The following is an 18,596-nucleotide window of genomic DNA, read 5'->3' as shown; positions in this document are numbered from 1 at the left end:
GTTTTTAACAAAGACAAATGCCGTACGATCGCACTCACCGGAAATTAATGACTTTTGGTTTCGATGCTTAATCCGGCAAAACTATTCCATCCAAAGCTATTCATCGTCCTTGCCCTCTGCTGGCTGGCCAACACCGCATCGGCCGAAAGCAAATCAATCACCGAAAAGCAACCGGCAAGCAATCCTTTTCTCGATCTGAGCATCGAAGAATTGATGAAAGTCGAAGTGACTTCTGCATCGCGGCATTCGCAGAAACTATCCGAAGTCCCATCCGCCATTTTCGTCATCACTCAAGACGACATCCGCCGCTCGGGCGCAACCAGTATCCCGGAAGCCTTACGCATGGCACCCGGAGTCGAAGTCGCACGCATCGGCACGGACAAATGGGCCATTAGCATACGCGGCTTCAATGGACGATTTGCCGACAAGCTGCAAGTCATGATGGATGGCCGCAGTGTCTACAATCCGCTGTTCGCCGGGGTGCAATGGGAACAGCAAGATACGCTGATGGAAGACATCGAACGCATCGAAGTCATCCGCGGCCCTAACGCGGCAGTCTGGGGTGCCAACGCTGTCAACGGAGTGATCAATATCATCACCAAAAAAGCTGCCGATACGCAGGGAGCATTATTCTCCGGTGGCGGCGGCAGCTTTGAGCGCGGCTTTGCGGGCGCACGCTACGGCGGAAAAATCAACGACGACACGCACTACCGTTTTTATGTCAAGGGATTCACCCGCGACCACATGAAAACAGTCACCGGAGAGAATGCCAACGATGCTTGGCATCAAGCCAGAGGAGGCTTCCGGCTGGATCATGCGCGCGGCATCGATCTGTTTACCGTGCAAGGTGATATTTTTTACAACGCCTTTGGCGACCGGCTGGATAAATCGCAATTGAGCGCGCCAATCATCCAGGCAGAAACGGCCAGAGGACATAATGAAGGCGGCAATATCCGCCTGCGCTGGGACCGGAAGTTCTCGGAAAAATCGGCCATCATGCTGCAAACATATTACGATCGTGTCGATTACCGCTTGTTAACCAGCTCGATTTTTAGCGCCGAAAGTTTCGACATTGATTTGCAACATCGTTTCCCGCTTTTTGACAAACACGATGTAACGTGGGGGGCGAACTACCGTCTTTATCACAACAAAGTATCCGACACCGAGTTGATTTCCTTCAGTCCGCGTGAGCAAACCAATCATCTTGCCAGTGCTTACATTCGCGATGAAATCACGCTATTGCCCGAACGCTTACGGCTCAATCTGGGCTCACGCTTTGATCACAACGATTTCACCGGCATGGAAATCCAGCCTAATGCACGTTTAATGTGGACACCGGATAACCAAAACTCGATCTGGATGGCCGTTTCTCGCGCAGTACGGACACCTTCCCGAGCGGAAAACGATATTCAGCTCAACACCCGGACACTCGGTGCAATTCCCGGCTTATCAGCGCTGCTCCCGTTTCCGGTTTTGGCACAACTCAATGGTGCTTCAAACTTCAATGCGGAAAAGCTAATCGCCTACGAAATAGGTTACCGGCATCAGTTTTCACCTCAGGCTTCCATCGATATTTCCGCTTTCTACAATGATTATAGCCAGTTACGCGACCTATCTATTGGATTGCCGCTGTTTCACGCAAGCTTCCCGCCTCATTTGATACTACCGGTCGGACTGACCAACAAAGCTTCGGGGCATACACATGGGGTGGAAACATCGATTGAATGGAAACCGCATGACAAATGGCGTCTGCAAAGCAGCTACAGTTACCTGAATATGCATATTCACTCCGATTCGCCACTAAGACGAATCGACCCAACAACCGGCAGCGCCGACAAAGTCAGTCCGCAACATCAGGTATCCATCCGCTCGAATTACGATTTATCGGAAAAATTGCAGTTCAATCTTTGGCTGCGTTATGTCAGCAGCGTGGATTTTTACCGGATTCCCGGCTACGTCAACATGGACGCCAAACTGGCGCATCGCCCACTCAAGAATGTCGAGCTATTTGTTGTCGGGCAAAACTTGTTCAGCCAGAATCACCGGGAATTCGTCGGAGATTTTATTCCTTCGCTGCCGGTTACCATACCGCGCGGCGTTTATGCCGGAGCGGAATGGCGGTTTTAGCGATGAATACCGGACAAACAATCCATCAGCTCGCTGGAATGCAAACCGAACCTGCGGTCTGGGAGCTGACTCTAATGCGTAAACAGCTGTTGCAGCTCACTGTTCTCTGCTTCCTGGGGTGTTTTGTAGAACTTGCACCGGCAAGCGGTAAGCTTGCCGAAGATCAATTTCTGAATTTAAGCATCGAAGAGTTGATAAACGTCAAAGTCACCACGGTATCACGGCGTCCGCAAAAACTGACGGAAGTGGCATCCGCTGTCTTTGTGATTACTCAGGATGATATTCGCCGCTCCGGCGCCACCAGCATTCCGGATGCCTTAAGAATGGCGCCTGGCGTACAAGTAGAGCGTATCGATACGAATAAATGGGCTGTCAGTGTGCGCGGTTTTAACGGCCGCTTCGCCAATAAACTGCAAGTCCTAATGGATGGGCGCAGCGTCTACTCCCCTTTATTTTCAGGCACATTGTGGGAGCATCAGGATACGTTGATGGAAGATATCGAACGTATCGAAGTGATTCGCGGGCCTGCCGCTGCGGTATGGGGCGCGAATGCGGTAAATGGCGTGATTAACATCATCACCAAGAAAGCCGCCGACACCCAGGGAACACTTCTCAGCGCGGGCGGTGGAAGTTTTGAACACGCCTTCGCCGGTGCGCGTTATGGCGGGAAAATTAATGAAGACACACCGTTCCGTGTTTATGCTAAAGGCTTCACGCGAGACAATACGGCATCGCTATCCGGAGAAAACAATCGCGACCAATGGCATTCGTCCAGGGGAGGATTCCGCGTAGACCATAACCGCGGGATTGATCAGTTCACCCTGCAAGGCGATGTTTTCTTTAATTCCAACGGCGATAGAATCAATAAAGCGGTACTCGATTTGCCAACCATTCCGGTCAACGGTTACCGTGGCTATGAAGAGGGTGGAAATATCCGTTTCCGTTGGGACCGGACAATGTCCGATCGCTCTTCCATCATGTTTCAAACCTACTATGACCGTATCCGCCAGAAGATATTGCCGGTTGTTGATTATGATGCTGAAAGCTTTGATCTTGATTTTCAGCACCGTTTTTCCTGGCTCGACCGGCATGACTTAACCTGGGGTGCGAATTACCGGCTTTATCACAATACGTTCTTCGATACCGACATCATTAATTTTAATCCGCGCACGCGCACCAATCAGCTCTTCAGCGGTTTTATTCGCGACGAAATCTCGCTAATACCGGATTACTTGCGGTTTTCAATCGGCACGCGTTTGGATCACAATGATTTTAGCGGATTGGAGGTACAGCCCAATGCACGTCTCATGTGGACTCCCGATGCTGATAACTCGCTCTGGATGGCGGTTTCACGCGCAGTTCGCACCCCTTCGCGCGCTGAACACGACATTCGTATCAATTCGGCGCAAATACGTGATTTTCCGGGATTGTCGATATTACCTTTCCCGCTATTGGCAGTAATCCAGGGCTCACACGGTTTTAATTCCGAAAAACTCATCGCTTATGAATTAGGCTATCGTCATCAATTCTCTCCGCGCGCGTCCGTCGATATTGCCGGATTTGTTAACGATTATAGCCAGCTGCGCGATGCCAGTTTTGGCGCATTGTCGCTGAGTACGGGAATGCCCATTCAACTGTTGTTGCCGGTCATGGGCAATAATAAAGCATCCGCATTAACTTACGGATTTGAGATTTCCGCCGACTGGAAACCAACCGACAAATGGCGCTTGCAAGGAAATTACAGTTTTCTGCACATGGATATCTCCGCGAGTTCCCTGACTAGAAAGTTTGATCCCATTACCAGCGGGGCTGACAAAGTCAATCCTCAACATCAAGTGTCGCTCCGTTCAAACTACGATTTTTCGGATAAATTGGAGGCTAATCTCTGGTTGCGCTACATCAGTGATATTTCGTATTACAACATCCCCGGCTATGTCACGATGGATGCCAAAATAACGTATAAACCGGTCAAAAACCTTGAGTTGTTCGTTGTCGGACAAAATCTGTTTAGTCAGAATCATCGAGAGTTCGTGGCTGATTTCCTGCCTTCATCACCGGCCTTCATTCCGCGAGGAATCTATGGCGGGGCACAGTGGCGCTTCTAATCAGAATAATGAATATGCCCACACTTAACCAGCTCATCAGACGCTCAGGCACAATCGTGAAACGATGTGTCTACGGCTTCATTTTGGCCCTGGGGTTAGGTTACGGTCTGCCGGTTACACACTCAATCGCCCAGGCGGGCGGCATCACTGAATATCAAGTCAAAGCGGCTTTTATCTATAACTTTGTCGCATTCACGCAATGGCCGGACACTACCGGACAAACCATCCATCTTTGTGTTTACGGCGAAGATTATTTTGGCAGTGAAATCGATAAATTACAGAGCAAACCATTGGATAAGCGCACTATCAAAATAGTGCGCATCAACAATCCGGAAAAATTGGCGGGTTGCCAAGTGGTATTTTTCTCCAAATCGGTCGGCAGTTCGCTATCAAACTTATTAAGCAACTTACCGGCGCAGCCTATCCTCACCTTAGCCGACAGCCCTGATGCCATAGCGCAAGGCGTGATCATCAGCATGAATCTGATCAATGAGAAAATTGTATTTGAAATTAATCTGGAAATTGCACGCAAGTCCGGATTGGATATCAGTTCAAAATTACTACAACTTGCTGTCAAAGTGTATCAATAGCCCCGGCATTCGATTGCCGGAGTCCTTCCTAAACGTCACTGCGATTATCCCTGTACAAAAATTCCTGCCTTTTGTAAGAAATAATCCTTTTTTATCAGCCAACTCCTGCCATTGCGCTGATCCATAGCATGCGAAAATTTCACCCGAATATTGATCGAGTTGTGAAGCCGTCGCAGTCATTCCAAGCGGTTGCGCTGCCACATCCGATCTAACGTGTGTTGAAACTTGTTCAGTTCAACCCTGAAAACCTTTGTAGTACCCACATCAGTGCAAAGAGACCGTTGTAGATGAAAACATCCCTATGAAGATATTTTGTCCATTTACTCAATTGCATCGCATTCACCGGCCACCAAAGCAGCAGCATCGTAAAACCTTGACGCTGCGGCTTGCAAGCTTGTTTCTGCTTGGATACCTTGCGAATCCGGCGATGGCGGAGAACCAATCGATCAATAATCAGTTTCTGAACCTGAGCATTGAAGAACTGATGAACGTCAAGGTAACCACGGTCTCGAGAAATCCGCAACGGCTTACCCAAGTGGCATCCGCAGTTTTTGTCATCACCCAGGACGACATCCGCCGCTCCGGCGCAACGAGTATTCCGGATGCGCTGCGTATGGCGCCCGGTGTGCAAGTCGAGCGCGTTGGTACCGATAAATGGGCCATCAGCGTACGCGGTTTTAATGGCCTTTATGCCAACAAGCTGCAAGTGCTAATGGACGGCCGCAGTGTCTATTCACCGATTTTCTCCGGCGTATTATGGGAGCAGCAAGACACGCTGATGGAGGATATCGAACGCATCGAAGTGATCCGCGGGCCTGCCGCCACATCGTGGGGATCCAACGCAGTCAACGGCGTCATCAATATTATCACCAAGAAAGCCGCCGATACCTAGGGCGCGCTCTTTACCGCCGGCGGCGGAAGTTTCGAGAACGGTTTTGCAGGCGCCCGCTATGGCGGCATGATCAATGAAGACACACCTTTCCGTGTCTATGCCAAAGGATTCACCCGAGGCCAGACTCAAGCGCTTTCCGGGGAAAGCGCCAACGATCAATGGCATTCGGCCAGGGGTGGATTCCGCATCGACCATAACCGTGGCATCGACCAATTTACCTTGCAAAGCGATTTCTTTTCCAATTTTGATGGCAGCACGCTGGATAAAAGCGCTTCCAATCTATCGACCAACCGCTCCGGTGACATGCGCGGACATAACGAAGGCGGCAATATCCGTTTTCGCTGGGACCGGACGTTCTCCGAGCAATCCGCTTTTATGTTGCAAGCCTACTACGACCGCAGCCGGTCGCAATTATTGCCGATCGGGAAATTCGATGCCGAAAGCTTCGATGTGGATATGCAATACCGGTTCCCTCTGTTCGAGCAGCATAATCTGACGTGGGGCGCCAATTACCGGCTATATCACAACAAAGTTCCCGATACCAATCTACTCACGCTTTCTCCACGCGAACAAACGAATCATTTAATCGGCACGTTTATCCGCGATGACATCACGCTGATACCGGATCGCTTGTTGTTTACAGTAGGCAGCCGGTTTGAGCATAACGATTTTACCGGTATGGAGATACAACCCAATGCGCGCCTGATGTGGACACCCAATACGGAGAATTCGATCTGGATGGCAGTATCCCGCGCCGTCAGGACGCCTTCTCGCGCTGAAAATGACGCCATCATCAATATCACGCCACAATTACAAAGCTCTATCGGATCACCCCTGTTGCCGTTTCCTATCAGCGCATTATTAAACGGTAGCAGTGGCTTCAATTCCGAGAAATTGATCGCGTATGAATTGGGATACCGCCATCAGTTTTCGCCCCAGGCTTCCATCGACATGACAGGTTTTATCAACGACTACAGTCAAATGCGGGATTCAGCTCTGGGCGCTTTATCACTGAGCACCGGATCCCCGAGGCAGCTTATTTTCCCTTTCACGATCAGCAACCAGGGATCCGCGCTCACCTATGGTTTTGAGACATCGGTTGATTGGAAACCCAAAGATAACTGGCGTTTGCAAAGCAGCTATAGTTTTCTCCATATCGACTTCTCCTCAAAAAATTTCCTGACGAAATCCGATCCTACCGGTGGAGGTGCAGAGAAAGTAACGCCGCAACATCAATTGTCGGTTCGTTCCAACTACGACTTTTCCGAACGGCTGCAATTCAATCTTTGGCTGCGCTATATCAGTAATATCGGGTTTTATCATATCCCCGGCTACGTCACGATGGATGCCAAGCTGGCATACAAGCCGGCAAAAAATATCGAGCTATTCGTGGTTGGACAAAATCTATTCAGTCAAAACCATAGAGAGACGGTATCCGAGTTCACGCCCATTGTTCCTGTGTTCATTCCACGGGGTGTTTATGCTGGCGTGCAGTGGCGCTTCTAGCGAGAATGTGAGCATGCACTTTTTGCATTGGCTATTGCGACTGCCGGATAGCCGCGTGACGCGCGGCATCCGGGCCTGCCTATTCGCTTTATTTCTCGGTTATGGCTTGCCTGCCGCGCACTCGCCAGTCTACGCGGGCGGCGTTTTGGAATACCAAGTTAAGGCTGCTTTCATTTACAACTTTATCGCATTCACGCAATGGCCCGGCACCACCGGCCCTACGATCAATCTGTGTGTATATGGGGAAGATTACTTTGGCAGCGAAATCGACAAATTGCAAAGCAAACCGGTCGACAAGCGGCTTATCAAGGTCGTGCGTACCACCGTCCCGGAAAAATTGGCGGATTGCCAGGTCATTATCTTCTCCAAATCGGTGAGCGGCAGCCTGTCGAGCTTACTGAGCAATTTACCCAACCAACCTATCCTGACCTTGGCCGACAGCCCCAATGCCATATCCCACGGGATAATGATCAATATGAGTCTGGTCAATGAAAAAATCATATTCGAGATTAATTTAGGAATTGTCCGCAAATCGGGATTGGATATCAGTTCAAAACTGCTTCAGCTGGCAACCAAAGTGCACCAGTAAGCACTATCTGACTTGCAATGCTCAGAAATGCTCGCTTTTTCCCGGTCAAATCCTTCTTTAGATCGAATACTTGAAATGTACAATATTTCTTATCCTTTCCATTGATGATCAAGAAGAAAGTCCATCACGGATACTTATCCATACCATCCAGTTAACCGGAGATTTAACTATGAAACGGCTCATTCTATCGGCTTGCACATTTATTATGATCGCTCACATTCAGCTTGCTTTCGCCACCCTATCCAGCGACACGGAAAAATTGCTCAATTGGGCTGAAAAGACCTTCCCGCAGTTCTTCCCTAATCCTCAAGTCACGCAAAATATCGAACCGTGGCTATTCCGCTATTATCCGGAGACTGGCGTTTATGCGGGTGTCAATAAAAGTGACAATACTGCTTATGTGCTTGGCGGGCCTTGGGGAAACAATCCGGCAGTGGTCGATACACTCGCTAACCTGATCACCCAGATCGACAGTTCCGGCGGCAGCAGCGGCATCGCAGGTTGTGATACAACTGATGCGCTTTCCGGCGTATCTTATAGTCAAAGCGGCACTGTCGTGACAGTGACAACGAACGGTCAATGCGTCACCGCACCGGATATCTCTAAAACCAATCTCTGCCAAGTGCCTCAGCAAACAGCGGCGAGCGGTGTTTCCTTGCTCGGCAGCAATACTATAACCGAATCCCGCATCGAAGGTTTGTCGACCAGTATTCCGGGATTGCCCAATCCGTTTCAAGCCATTGTAGATGCCGCGGCCAATGTTAAACACTGCACGATGAATGCACCGGCTGCTACTGCCAATCTGGTTGTGAATTCCGATCTATGTCTCGATATTACAGCGCCCATCAGCGAAACACTGGCGGATCTGCCAATCACAGGCATCGTAGTTTCTCCGCCGGTGAAATATTACACAAAAGGAACCTATACCAGTCAAACGGTCAGCGATTGCTTTGCTACCGACGCCACTACCATCAGCGACGCTTTCACAGGAGAAGTTTGGGTGAAACAAAGCGACAGTTTCGTCAAGATTCAATAACAAGCACGGATTAAGGCTGGCACGAAACCATCCGCGCGAATCATCTCAAGGTTGTGAGCTCGTTAAGTGCAGCTGACAAACGAACAAAACGAGGTTCTCCAGGCGACAATTCATTGGCCGCCTGGAGGCTATGGCGTGCTTCTTCAATCAGCTCCGGAGCCGGGCCTTTTTTCTGCATATAGGTAATGATCACATACGCCAGATTGAGTAGCACGCGTATGTTTGCCGGCATCGCACTATAGGCATCGCGCATCGCACTTAGCGCTTCTTCGTACTGCCCTTTACTGATCAGCAATACCCCACGATTCATGATCAGCATGGCTTCTTGCCGTGAAGTTTCAATCAATTGGCTGCCTTCTTCGCCCATACCAGCTTGGTCAAATATTTCTGCAACATCGCGCAGTAAAGTAGCGCTTTCAGGATTATTCTTGATTTCACTTTGCAGTAACTGAATGGCTTTCTCTTTATCGCCGGTCGTCAAGAGCAATCGGGCAATTTCCAAAGCTCCGTCAGAATCCGGATGTATGCTGTCATTGCTGATCGATTGACCCAGCTCATCGGCGATCTGTTTCGCCTTTTCGGTATTTCCACTTTGATGATGAATTAATCCTTCAACCGCCAATGCTTTCGTGCGCACTTCGTCCGCTGCAAAATTTTTATTGAGCTGCCCCAGTACTTTCAGTGCTTGTTCGGCGTTTTTATTGGCACTGCATGCTTTGGCAAGACCTAGATAGGCATCCGCCGTTCGCAACACGGAATTCTCTCCAAGCGACACACTCTTGCGAAATGCACGTTCGGCATCTTCCAGCTTACCGAGTTTCATCGCAACCTGACCGAAGTTTTTCTGCCGTGTCACTGAATTCGGCGATAACTTCACTGTACGCTCAAGAACATTCCCGGCTTCTTCCAGATCACCCATCACTTGCAACGTATGCGCCAGCAGATCTTGCGCTTCAAGATAAGCCGGATTCGCTTCTGTGGTTTCTTCCAGCAAATGCTTGGCCGCATCCAAATCATTTTTCTTCAGCAATATTTTGGCCAACGCCGCTTTGGCCCAGGGAAGATCGCGTACAGCCAGAATATCTTCCAGCACTTGTTTGGCACGGTCATACTCACCGCTAACCAGCAACAAATCACACTTAGTGCGAAGCAAGTCAGCCGCATGAGCCTTATCCGAAGCCAGACGCTGATCGCACAAATACATGGCTTTAGAATAATCTTGCTGTTTAATGGCCTTGTATATTTCCGCAAACGCCTCTTTTTTTGTCCAAATTTTGGCTAACCGTGAACGCAAGCTCGCTTCCGTGACCGGTTTCAGCAAATAGGCATCCGGCTGATATTCCGCAGTCCCGGTAACCGCTTCCATGGTTTTTTCCGCAGTGATCATGAGCCAAAGGCAAGAAGGCCCGACAAGCGATTGATACTTTGCTTCTTCAAGCACTTGCTGACCATTCTTTCCGGAACCCAAAATAAGATCGCAGAGCACAATATCAAATGGCACCTTTTTCAACCAGGCGATCGCTTCATTGCCATTGGTTGCCATATGTATCTTCTTCATTTCAGCGCCGCAACTACTGAGCATATCGCGCAGAATACTGCGCATCTCCATGTAATCATCGACGATCAATACATTTTTCCCTGAAAAATTTAACTCAGTGGCAGGTATTGAGATGTCTAGCGGATTAATATGCATGATTCAAAAATTAGGATGAATGATTGTTACGGCAGATGTAGTACGAAACAAGCGCCTTGCAGTGAGCCGCCGTTCTCCAGGCAAAGAGCGCCTTGAGCGCCTTGAGCGCCTTGATTACGATGCATTCTTGCCACCATGGCGGAAAAATAAAGCCCCAAACCGGTATTACCGCCATGGAAATCGACGCTCTGCATGACATTACCGTTTCCTTCCAGTAACTCAGGCGGATAGCCATCACCATCATCTTCAACACGCAACATTAATCCACCATCATGCTCTTCGGCACTGATCAAGATATGATCATGCGTATGGCGCATGGCATTATTTAGCGCATTACCGATGACACCGCTGATGAGATCCTCATCAAAATACCAGTACAGTCCGGGATCTACCCGGATTTCCAGGTGGATGTGGCGAAATTTGAGCAACTGCGCATATTGCGCTACGGTCGTATGCAAAAAGTCATCCAGGCAAACGGACTGCGGATCAAAGGGATATATTTTTTGACCCAGCTTATAGAGTGTCAGTAATTGAATCAGGCGGTTATTGATGCGTTTCGCTTCATGATTCATTTGCACCAGTTCGGTATGCGTGGAAAGCTCGGCCGCTTCAGCCGATGTCAGCACCTTATCCAGACCGCAAATGAGCATGCTGACCGAGTTTTTCATGTCATGCACGGAAGAAACCAGAAAGTTTGCCATATTGAACACAACCGGGGTGTTGGTTGTATTCGTCTGCTTCTTATTCGATATTCCTATCATATGATTCCCCGCATAGCATGCGTTTTCAATTCGTTATCAATGGGGAATCTAACGGCAAATCACTTTAAACCTGTAGTGTTGAAGCACAATCAGCAAGTTAGGGATAGTTTCCCAGGGAAATGCTGATTCATTGATTGCACGAGCGAATCACTTCGTTGCATTAATCAACGCTTTCCTAGAATCACATGGCACTTTCTTAAGTTCTGCAATATTTCAATGCCCCCCTGAATCACAGCGTCAGGTTGGGGGTGATTCAGCTCCGCGGCAATTTGTTGCAGCGCCATCCGTCCCGGCACAGGATCATCGCCGGAAAGCAATTGCAGCAACCGCGCAGTGACTGGGTTGATTTCGATAAAACGCACGTCAAAACCAGTGTCGCGATAAACAATCAGATGCGTTGGTTTGTCATCGGCTTCCTTGGGTTGAAAAGCCGGACCGATTCTATGCACGGGGAAGCGGTAGCTCAATGGCCAAGCTAACGGTGAAATAACAGGGACTCCCTCCAACAGATCGCCATCAACATCCATTTTCGTTGCGTCAATTTTTTCGTCCAGCAACGAAAGTGCTAACTCGATCCACTCATAATGCGCCAGCTCGAGCAGAAAAAGCGGATCATCCGGTTGCGGCTTGCGTTCATGCTCCAGATATTTCAAGAACTCGCGCGGCATTTCCGGGAACAGCGGCGTATGCGATAGGTGATGGGCGAAATAATCCCGGATCATGGTATGCCAGCGCGCATCCGGCGTGATTTGCCGCAATACCGGAAACGTGTTGGCGATAAAACCCTCCACGTTGTTATAAAACAATTCGCGGTAGATTTTCATGCGCCGGTCTTCGATCCCCTCCGGGCAAGAATTTCTCTCCGGATCGCGGATATGCGCTGCAAAAGCATATTGCTGCCGCACAAAATCGGGACGATCAGCCGTGTTGTACGTGCTCACCGGTTTGATCCTGCCATTTGGATTGCAGTGTGCGAATGACTTCCACTTCTTGCAGCAGCTCCGCCAGTGGCGGCAAATTAAAATCGCGTTCCAACAAGGTCGGAATAACGCCAAAATGCTGATATGTTTTTTCGAGTAATTGCCAGACCGGATCGACGACATCCGCGCCATGCGTATCCACAATCAGATCCTCGGCTTCCTGGTAGTGTCCAGCAACATGAACATAGCGAATGCGCGATGCGGGTAGCTGTTGCAGGAATGTTTCGGCATCGTAACGATGGTTGATGCTGTTCACATAAATATTATTCACATCCAGCAGCAAGTCGCAATCCGCCTCGTGCAGCACGGCGTTGAGGAAATCAATCTCTTTCATCTCCTGACCAGACGCCGCATAGTAGGAAACATTCTCCATTGCGATACGCTGCTCCAGGATATCCTGCACCCGCCGGATGCGCTCCGCCACATAGTGCACCGCGTCTGCGGTAAAGGGAATCGGCAGCAAATCGTACAGATGTCCGTCGTCGCTGCAATAACTCAGATGTTCACTGTAATAGCGGATTTGATGCTCGTGCAAAAACCGCTTCAGCCGTTGCAGAAAAGCTTCGTCCAACGGTGACGGCCCTCCGATCGAAAGCGATAGTCCATGACAAATAAAAGGAAATTTCTCGGTCAGCTCACGAAACTGTTTTCCGTACCGTCCGCCGACACCGATCCAGTTTTCCGGAGCAACTTCCCAGAAATTCACCGGCTGCGCGGTTTGATCCGCCAGCGCACCGAGCAGTGAACGCCGCAGACCCAAACCAGTACCATGAACTGGATAACACAGACCGTTCATGGTTTTCACGGATTACTTCTTATTCGCTCCACACTTACCTTCACCGCATTTACCTTCTTGCTCGGCTTTCTTACCGCCGCATTTACCTTCCATATTTTGTTTCATTTCTTTTTTACCGCCACACTTACCTTCACCGCACTTGCCTTCCATATCTTGCTTGGTTTCCTTGCCACCGTCTTGCGCCGGTTTATTCGCACCGCTGGCATCAGCCAATTGCATGTAGCCGCCTGATAATTCATTCATCGCAAATGGGTTGGCAACAGTGTCAGCCGACAGATTGCTAGCCGCCAAGCTGGTGACTAATGCGGTGCTTAATGCCAGTGAAATGGGTTTCATTGATTTTTTCGACATTGATTATTTTCTCCATAAAAATTGATCGTAACTGCAAACGCCAATGATAACGCCAAATCGGCGCGAAGTCGCTCGTTTCTCCCGCTCAGTCTGAACGGCGCTCGCCATGCATAACACCACTAGCCGCCAATACCGGCTAAAAACCAGCACATCCCATTTTTACGCGGCCAGCATCAATCTGGCCTATCTTACTTTTGTTGCCTGCGCCTCTCTGATAAACTCAGCGCTTCGAAAAATATTATAAAAATATGCCAGTTAACTAAGGAGCTCCGAATGTTTGACAAACCCAACCAGCTTGTTTTTTACATCAATGCCGCAATCTTTGTCTTTGGTGTATTGGTTGCACTGCTGACGAAATTCATCGTGATTGCACTGATCGTTGCAGTCTGCGCCGCGTTGCTGATTTACGAGCAAATCAGACAGAACAAACACGCGTTTTCCATCGCGGATTTAAGAAAAATACTGACGGTGCACGATACTTGCGGGAAAAAAGCGACATTGACGCAAACACAAATGACCACCGCATGTCATGTTGATAATTCAGAATACTGGTTTAAAAATATCCGCTCGATCGGCAGCATCAGCAATTTCCGCATCAATAACACCGATCCAGCCGAACTACGAAAAGAAAACGACAGCTATCAAGTCTGCATGAAATTCCCGCCGGAATTAAAAGTCATCAACGGTTCCGATTTAACCCTGACATATCAATGCGAAGGCGCTTTCACCCAGAACGAAGGCATACTCTCCCATGTCGTCGACGATGACACGAAACGATTACGCCTGATCGTTGAATTACCCGAAGGACGCGCTATTTCAACCGCCCGTTTTTTCAGCATCCATAACGGCAAAGAAGAAGCGTTGCTACCACCCGTAATCACCGGGCAAACCATTGAAGCGGATATCAAAAACCCGAAACGGGGAGTGGAATACTGTCTGCAGTGGAGTTGGGAAGAAGAAGGCTTGATCAAAAAAGTAAGCTGCATGTTCTAAGCGGCCATCAAACCGTCATCCAGCCCGTTTACAGTAACAGGATTGAATCAGCAGAACGATTACTTGAATTTCCAGCCGGGCAGATCGGATTTCTCAATCCAGTCTGCCCAGCTTCTCACCACCGCCTTGATCGCTCAAACATCGCAAACCATTGAATCTTCTTAAAGCACTCGCTGCGGTCAGCAGCATGACTTTCATATCGCGCATACTCGGTTTTGTACGCGATATCATCATCGCGCGGATTTTTGGCGCGGGTATGGAAACAGATGCTTTCTTTGTCGCATTCCGTATTCCGAATCTGTTGCGGCGGATGTTTGCCGAGGGTGCGTTTTCTCAGGCGTTTGTGCCGATTCTCGCCGAGTACAAGAACAACCGCACCATTGAAGAAACCCGCGGACTGATCGATCACATCACGATGCTGCTAGGCACCATACTATTTTTCATTTCGCTGGCCGGTATTTTTGCGGCGCCGCTGATCATTTATGTCAGCGCGCCCGGTTTTTCCGCCGATCCGGATAAATTCCAGCTCACCGTTCAGCTGCTGCAAATCACCTTCCCGTATATTTTATTTATCTCGTTGGTAGCACTGGCCGGGGGGATTCTCAACACTTACGGCAAATTCAATGTACCCGCCGTTACTCCGGCGCTGCTGAATATCGCATTTATCGGTTGCGCATTATGGTTGACGCCGCTTATCGATCCGCCGGTTCTAGCACTAGCCTGGGCGGTTTTTATCGGTGGCATTTTGCAGCTGGCGTTTCAAATACCCTATCTGTTGCGGCTCAAACTCATGCCGCGCATCCGCTTCAAAAATCCCGACACCGGTGCGTGGCGCGTGATCAAACTGATGGGCCCAGCCATTTTCGGTGTCTCGGTTAGCCAGCTCAGCCTGTTGATCAATACGATTTTTGCCTCGCTGCTGGTCACCGGTAGCGTCTCCTGGCTGTATTACGCCGACCGGCTGATGGAATTTCCCGCCGGTCTGCTCGGCGTCGCGCTCGGCACCATCCTGCTGCCATCGCTAGCAAAGCATTACAGCAATAACAGCAACGATGAATACTCCCGCCTGCTCGATTGGGGTCTGCGCATGACCATGCTGCTAACGCTCCCGGCCGCGCTAGCGCTCGCCTTGCTATCAGTGCCGCTGATCACCACACTGTTTCACCACGGCGCATTCACCGAACACGACGTATGGATGACGCGCGAAGCGCTGGTCGCATACAGCGTCGGCTTGCTCGGCATCATCCTGGTAAAAGTGCTCGCCCCCGGATTCTACGCCCGCCAGAACATCAAAACACCGGTTAAAATCGCCATCATCACGCTGCTCGCCACGCAAGTGATGAACCTCGCCTTCATCGGCTCACTCCAGCATGCCGGACTAGCGCTAGCTATCGGCTTGGGGGCTTGCTTGAATGCCGGACTGCTGTTTTACCAATTGCGCAGCCAGAAAATCTACCAACCGCAACCCGGCTGGCTGGTTTTCTTCGTCAAAATACTGCTGGCGCTGGCGGTCATGGGCATCGTGCTGTGGTTCACTGCCGGCAATGACGCAACCTGGCTGACCGGTTCGGCATTGTCCCGCGCCACACAACTCAGCGGCGTGGTATTGGCCGGCGCCGCCAGCTATTTCACCGCGCTCTGGCTGCTGGGATTCCGCCTGAAAGACTTTACGAATCGGCAAACGATGTAATACCTATTGCCGGTATGCACTGGTGGTAAATTTTCTTAGCGATTAAAACAGAGAGAATCTGCATGAGCCTGAACGAGGCGGATACCCGCTACCACCTGATTGATCCCATCCTACGTGAACCGTGAGCGTATTACGCTCGAAACCATCCTGACCCCGGCTCCGGTCGAACCCAGTGGTACCAAAGGCCGCCGCCGCAAGGGTCCGGGACGCACCGACTATTTGCTGTGCGTGCAGATTGGCGAGATGCCAAAATCCTTACCGGTCGCCGTACTCGAAGCTAAGAAGGAAAGCGAAGACCCGCTGAAGGGTATGAGCAGGCCAAAGGATATGCCAAGAACCAAGAAGATTGCGAGCGCTTCGACGTCAAATATGTTTTCTCGACCAATGGTAACTTATATGGCGAATTCGATTTTTTCACCAACTTACAAAGCGGCCCTTTTGCGTTTATCGACTTCCCGTCGCATCCCGATCTGACCACCCGCTATGCGAGGGATACCGGTATAAACATGGCCCGGCCCGAGGCTGCGATACTGTTCCAGGCCGACAGCCTTGCTTGGGCGCAAAGCCGCTATTACCAAGATGCCGCGATCCGCGCCGCTTTTGAGAAAATTCTTATCGATCAACAAGCGGGATTTGCGCCGCGCGTACTCCTGACACTGGCTACTGGCGCAGGTAAAACCATTATCGCCACTAACCTGCTGTGGCGCATGAGCCAGGCTGGACAGCTACCCAAACCGGCGTTGTTCCTGTGTGATCGCGACGAATTGCGCGAGCAGGCTTATACCAAACTCAAAGCTGCTTTCGGCGACAACGCTCGCATCGTCCACACGGAAAAAGGCAGCAATGCCGCGCAGAATGCTCGTATTCATATTGCTACTTACCAGACGCTCGGGCTGGATGATGACGAAGGTTTTGCCAGTTTCCTGTCCGAGCACTACGGCAAAGATGCCTTCAGCGTCATCATCATCGACGAATGCCATCGCTCGGCTTGGGGCAAATGGTCAGAAGTACTCAAACGTAACCCGAGTGCTATTCACATTGGTCTCACGGCCACCCCTCGGCAGCTGCATGAATCGAAAAATGCTAGCTCGGAAGATCAAGAAATTACTGCCAACAATCGCAAATATTTTGGCGAACCGGTTTATGAATACACGCTCATTCAAGCGCAGGAAGACGGTTATCTGGCCGCCTGCGAGATCGTCAAACGCAAGGCCAGTATCGACAGTGTCACCTTCACCAAGGAAGAAATCCTCCAGGCAGGCGTGAAGGACATCAAAACCGGCAAACTGCTCACTACCGAGGACCTCACCAAGAACGAATACACCGGCAAGGATTTCGACGACGAACTGTTCATCGAACTACGCACACCCAAGATGTGCGCAGACCTGTTCAAACTGCTGTGCGAAAACGGCGGGCCGGAACAAAAAGTCATCATCTTCTGCACGCGCGAAATTCACGCCGATCGCGTGGCCCAGCACATGAACAATCTCTACGTTCACTGGTGCAGGAAAAACGGGCACACGCCCAAGGATCACTACGCCTTCAAATGCATGGGCGGCGCCAATAACGGTTCGGACATGATCGAACCGATGCGCGGCTCCGGCGAGCGCGCTTTCGTCGCCTGCACCGTTGACCTGTTGGAAGCCGGTGTGGATATCGAGCGGCTGAACGCTGTGGTGTTTTTCCGCTACCTGCAATCGCCGATCAAGTTCTACCAGATGGTCGGGCGCGGCACCCGCATTCACGAAGAAACGCAAAAGTACAAATTCTGGCTTTATGACTACACCGATGTCACCAGCCTGTTCGGTACCGACTTCATCACCAAGCCGCCGCGTCCGGGCGGTGACGATGGTAATGATGGCGAGTCTCCGCGTGTAGCCGAAATACGCGGACAGTACGTCGTCGTCAATCCGCAAGGGCGCTTTATCCTGGTACAACGCGACGGGCGCGACACACCGATTCCGGTGGACGAATACCGGCGCGAAGTCATCCAACGTGTGGTGTCTGAGGCGCACAACTTCGACGACTTCCGCGCGCTATGGATCGAAGCGCAAAAACGCCGCCAACTGATTGACCACCTGCTGGGCGACAACTTCAGCCCGGAAGTGATCCGAGAAATCGACCAGATGACCGATTTCGATTTGTACGACTTCCTTGGGCACCATAGCTACCACACCCGAGCGCTCAAACGCGGCGAACGCGGCGAGTTGTTCATTCAAGGCAACCAACCGTGGTTCAAAGGCATGGACACCAAGGCTGCCATCGTGCTCAAGGGCCTGGGCCATCAGTTTGCGGCGGGCGGCACCGATGCACTGGAGACGAAAGCGCTATGGGAAGTACCGGAGATCAAGCTGGCGGGTGGATTGGATGCATTGCGGCCATTGGGTAAACCGACGGACGTGATGCGCGAAGCCAAGGGGAGGTTGTTTGGGGTATGAGTCAGTTACAGGCAACCCTTAGCGAAGTCGTCGAATTTGTTCGCGGCGT

16 protein-coding genes are annotated in these 18,596 nt (G+C 50.5%); 11 read left to right on the top strand and 5 right to left on the bottom strand.

Features of this window, described 5'->3' with window-relative positions; genetic code table 11:
* Positions 1 to 63 precede the first annotated feature (63 nt).
* The 7 genes from DU481_RS03125 to DU481_RS03095 all read left to right on the top strand — a co-directional run bounded on the left by DU481_RS03125 (position 64) and on the right by DU481_RS03095 (position 8,845).
* On the top strand, positions 64 to 2,127 hold the full coding sequence (locus tag DU481_RS03125) for a TonB-dependent receptor plug domain-containing protein (RefSeq protein WP_350132454.1): 2,064 nt from the start codon (positions 64 to 66) through the stop codon (positions 2,125 to 2,127).
* Complete coding sequence (locus DU481_RS03120) at positions 2,115 to 4,232, top strand: TOL_0244 family TonB-dependent receptor (protein ID WP_350132451.1); 2,118 nt, start codon at positions 2,115 to 2,117, stop codon at positions 4,230 to 4,232. Before DU481_RS03125 ends, DU481_RS03120 begins: the two co-directional genes overlap by 13 nt.
* 56 nt (positions 4,233 to 4,288) lie before the next feature.
* On the top strand, positions 4,289 to 4,822 hold the full coding sequence (locus DU481_RS03115; protein WP_350132448.1) for a YfiR family protein: 534 nt from the start codon (positions 4,289 to 4,291) through the stop codon (positions 4,820 to 4,822).
* 301 nt (positions 4,823 to 5,123) lie between these two features.
* Positions 5,124 to 5,714, top strand: a complete 591-nt coding sequence (locus DU481_RS03110) for a TonB-dependent receptor plug domain-containing protein (RefSeq protein WP_350132445.1) — start codon at positions 5,124 to 5,126, stop codon at positions 5,712 to 5,714.
* A 66-nt stretch (positions 5,715 to 5,780) separates the two neighbouring features.
* Positions 5,781 to 7,220, top strand: coding sequence for a TonB-dependent receptor plug domain-containing protein (locus DU481_RS03105; protein ID WP_350132442.1), 1,440 nt, complete (start codon positions 5,781 to 5,783; stop codon positions 7,218 to 7,220).
* Entirely contained in the window at positions 7,195 to 7,809 is a 615-nt protein-coding gene (locus DU481_RS03100; protein ID WP_256206101.1) for a YfiR family protein, read from the top strand. Before DU481_RS03105 ends, DU481_RS03100 begins: the two co-directional genes overlap by 26 nt.
* A 169-nt stretch (positions 7,810 to 7,978) precedes the next feature.
* Positions 7,979 to 8,845, top strand: a complete 867-nt coding sequence (locus tag DU481_RS03095; protein WP_350132439.1) for a hypothetical protein — start codon at positions 7,979 to 7,981, stop codon at positions 8,843 to 8,845.
* A 40-nt stretch (positions 8,846 to 8,885) separates the two neighbouring features.
* On the opposite strand, the gene DU481_RS03090 is transcribed toward DU481_RS03095, so the two are convergent.
* The 5 genes from DU481_RS03090 to DU481_RS03070 form a co-directional block, all read right to left on the bottom strand.
* On the bottom strand, positions 8,886 to 10,538 hold the full coding sequence (locus DU481_RS03090; protein ID WP_350132436.1) for a tetratricopeptide repeat protein: 1,653 nt from the start codon (positions 10,536 to 10,538) through the stop codon (positions 8,886 to 8,888).
* Between the two features lie 26 nt (positions 10,539 to 10,564).
* Positions 10,565 to 11,299, bottom strand: coding sequence for a sensor histidine kinase (locus DU481_RS03085; protein ID WP_350132433.1), 735 nt, complete (start codon positions 11,297 to 11,299; stop codon positions 10,565 to 10,567).
* A gap of 164 nt (positions 11,300 to 11,463) precedes the next feature.
* Positions 11,464 to 12,240 carry an HvfC family RiPP maturation protein gene (locus DU481_RS03080; RefSeq protein WP_350132430.1) on the bottom strand — a complete coding sequence of 259 codons (777 nt, stop codon included), beginning with the start codon at positions 12,238 to 12,240 and terminating at the stop codon, positions 11,464 to 11,466.
* Positions 12,218 to 13,075, bottom strand: coding sequence for an HvfB family MNIO-type RiPP peptide maturase (locus DU481_RS03075; RefSeq protein WP_350132498.1), 858 nt, complete (start codon positions 13,073 to 13,075; stop codon positions 12,218 to 12,220). The genes DU481_RS03080 and DU481_RS03075 overlap by 23 nt, the downstream gene beginning before the upstream one ends.
* Before the next feature lie 12 nt (positions 13,076 to 13,087).
* Positions 13,088 to 13,426, bottom strand: a complete 339-nt coding sequence (locus tag DU481_RS03070; protein ID WP_292667193.1) for an HvfA family oxazolone/thioamide-modified RiPP metallophore — start codon at positions 13,424 to 13,426, stop codon at positions 13,088 to 13,090.
* Positions 13,427 to 13,699: 273 nt separating this feature from the next.
* On the opposite strand from DU481_RS03070, the gene DU481_RS03065 reads away from it, so the two are divergent.
* The 4 genes from DU481_RS03065 to DU481_RS03050 all read left to right on the top strand — a co-directional run bounded on the left by DU481_RS03065 (position 13,700) and on the right by DU481_RS03050 (position 18,547).
* Positions 13,700 to 14,419 (top strand): hypothetical protein, encoded by a 720-nt coding sequence (locus DU481_RS03065; protein ID WP_350132427.1) that lies wholly within the window; start codon positions 13,700 to 13,702, stop codon positions 14,417 to 14,419.
* A gap of 151 nt (positions 14,420 to 14,570) precedes the next feature.
* Positions 14,571 to 16,109 (top strand): murein biosynthesis integral membrane protein MurJ, encoded by a 1,539-nt coding sequence (gene murJ, locus DU481_RS03060; protein ID WP_350132424.1) that lies wholly within the window; start codon positions 14,571 to 14,573, stop codon positions 16,107 to 16,109.
* A gap of 114 nt (positions 16,110 to 16,223) precedes the next feature.
* A complete protein-coding gene (locus tag DU481_RS03055; protein ID WP_350132421.1) occupies positions 16,224 to 16,583 on the top strand; it encodes a hypothetical protein in 360 nt (119 codons plus the stop codon).
* A gap of 32 nt (positions 16,584 to 16,615) precedes the next feature.
* Positions 16,616 to 18,547 carry a DEAD/DEAH box helicase family protein gene (locus DU481_RS03050; protein ID WP_350132418.1) on the top strand — a complete coding sequence of 644 codons (1,932 nt, stop codon included), beginning with the start codon at positions 16,616 to 16,618 and terminating at the stop codon, positions 18,545 to 18,547.
* Positions 18,548 to 18,596: the final 49 nt, after the last annotated feature.

Origin of the sequence: Nitrosomonas sp. (assembly GCF_040240425.1) — a bacterium.
GTDB lineage: Bacteria > Pseudomonadota > Gammaproteobacteria > Burkholderiales > Nitrosomonadaceae > Nitrosomonas.
The sequence above is the reverse complement of the archived record's forward strand: the minus strand, read 5'-3'. Positions and strand labels throughout refer to the sequence as shown.

Bases quoted from the DNA above. Each gene is read 5' to 3' on its own strand.
- DU481_RS03125 (WP_350132454.1), top strand. From the start codon at position 64: ATGCTTAATCCGGCAAAACTATTCCATCCAAAGCTATTCATCGTCCTT.
- DU481_RS03120 (WP_350132451.1), top strand. From the start codon at position 2,115: ATGGCGGTTTTAGCGATGAATACCGGACAAACAATCCATCAGCTCGCT.
- DU481_RS03110 (WP_350132445.1), top strand. From the start codon at position 5,124: ATGAAGATATTTTGTCCATTTACTCAATTGCATCGCATTCACCGGCCA.
- DU481_RS03105 (WP_350132442.1), top strand. From the start codon at position 5,781: ATGATCAATGAAGACACACCTTTCCGTGTCTATGCCAAAGGATTCACC.
- DU481_RS03100 (WP_256206101.1), top strand. From the start codon at position 7,195: ATGCTGGCGTGCAGTGGCGCTTCTAGCGAGAATGTGAGCATGCACTTT.
- DU481_RS03095 (WP_350132439.1), top strand. From the start codon at position 7,979: ATGAAACGGCTCATTCTATCGGCTTGCACATTTATTATGATCGCTCAC.
- DU481_RS03090 (WP_350132436.1), bottom strand. From the start codon at position 10,538: ATGCATATTAATCCGCTAGACATCTCAATACCTGCCACTGAGTTAAAT.
- DU481_RS03085 (WP_350132433.1), bottom strand. From the start codon at position 11,299: ATGATAGGAATATCGAATAAGAAGCAGACGAATACAACCAACACCCCG.
- DU481_RS03075 (WP_350132498.1), bottom strand. From the start codon at position 13,075: ATGAACGGTCTGTGTTATCCAGTTCATGGTACTGGTTTGGGTCTGCGG.
- DU481_RS03070 (WP_292667193.1), bottom strand. From the start codon at position 13,426: ATGTCGAAAAAATCAATGAAACCCATTTCACTGGCATTAAGCACCGCA.
- DU481_RS03065 (WP_350132427.1), top strand. From the start codon at position 13,700: ATGTTTGACAAACCCAACCAGCTTGTTTTTTACATCAATGCCGCAATC.
- DU481_RS03050 (WP_350132418.1), top strand. From the start codon at position 16,616: ATGGCCCGGCCCGAGGCTGCGATACTGTTCCAGGCCGACAGCCTTGCT.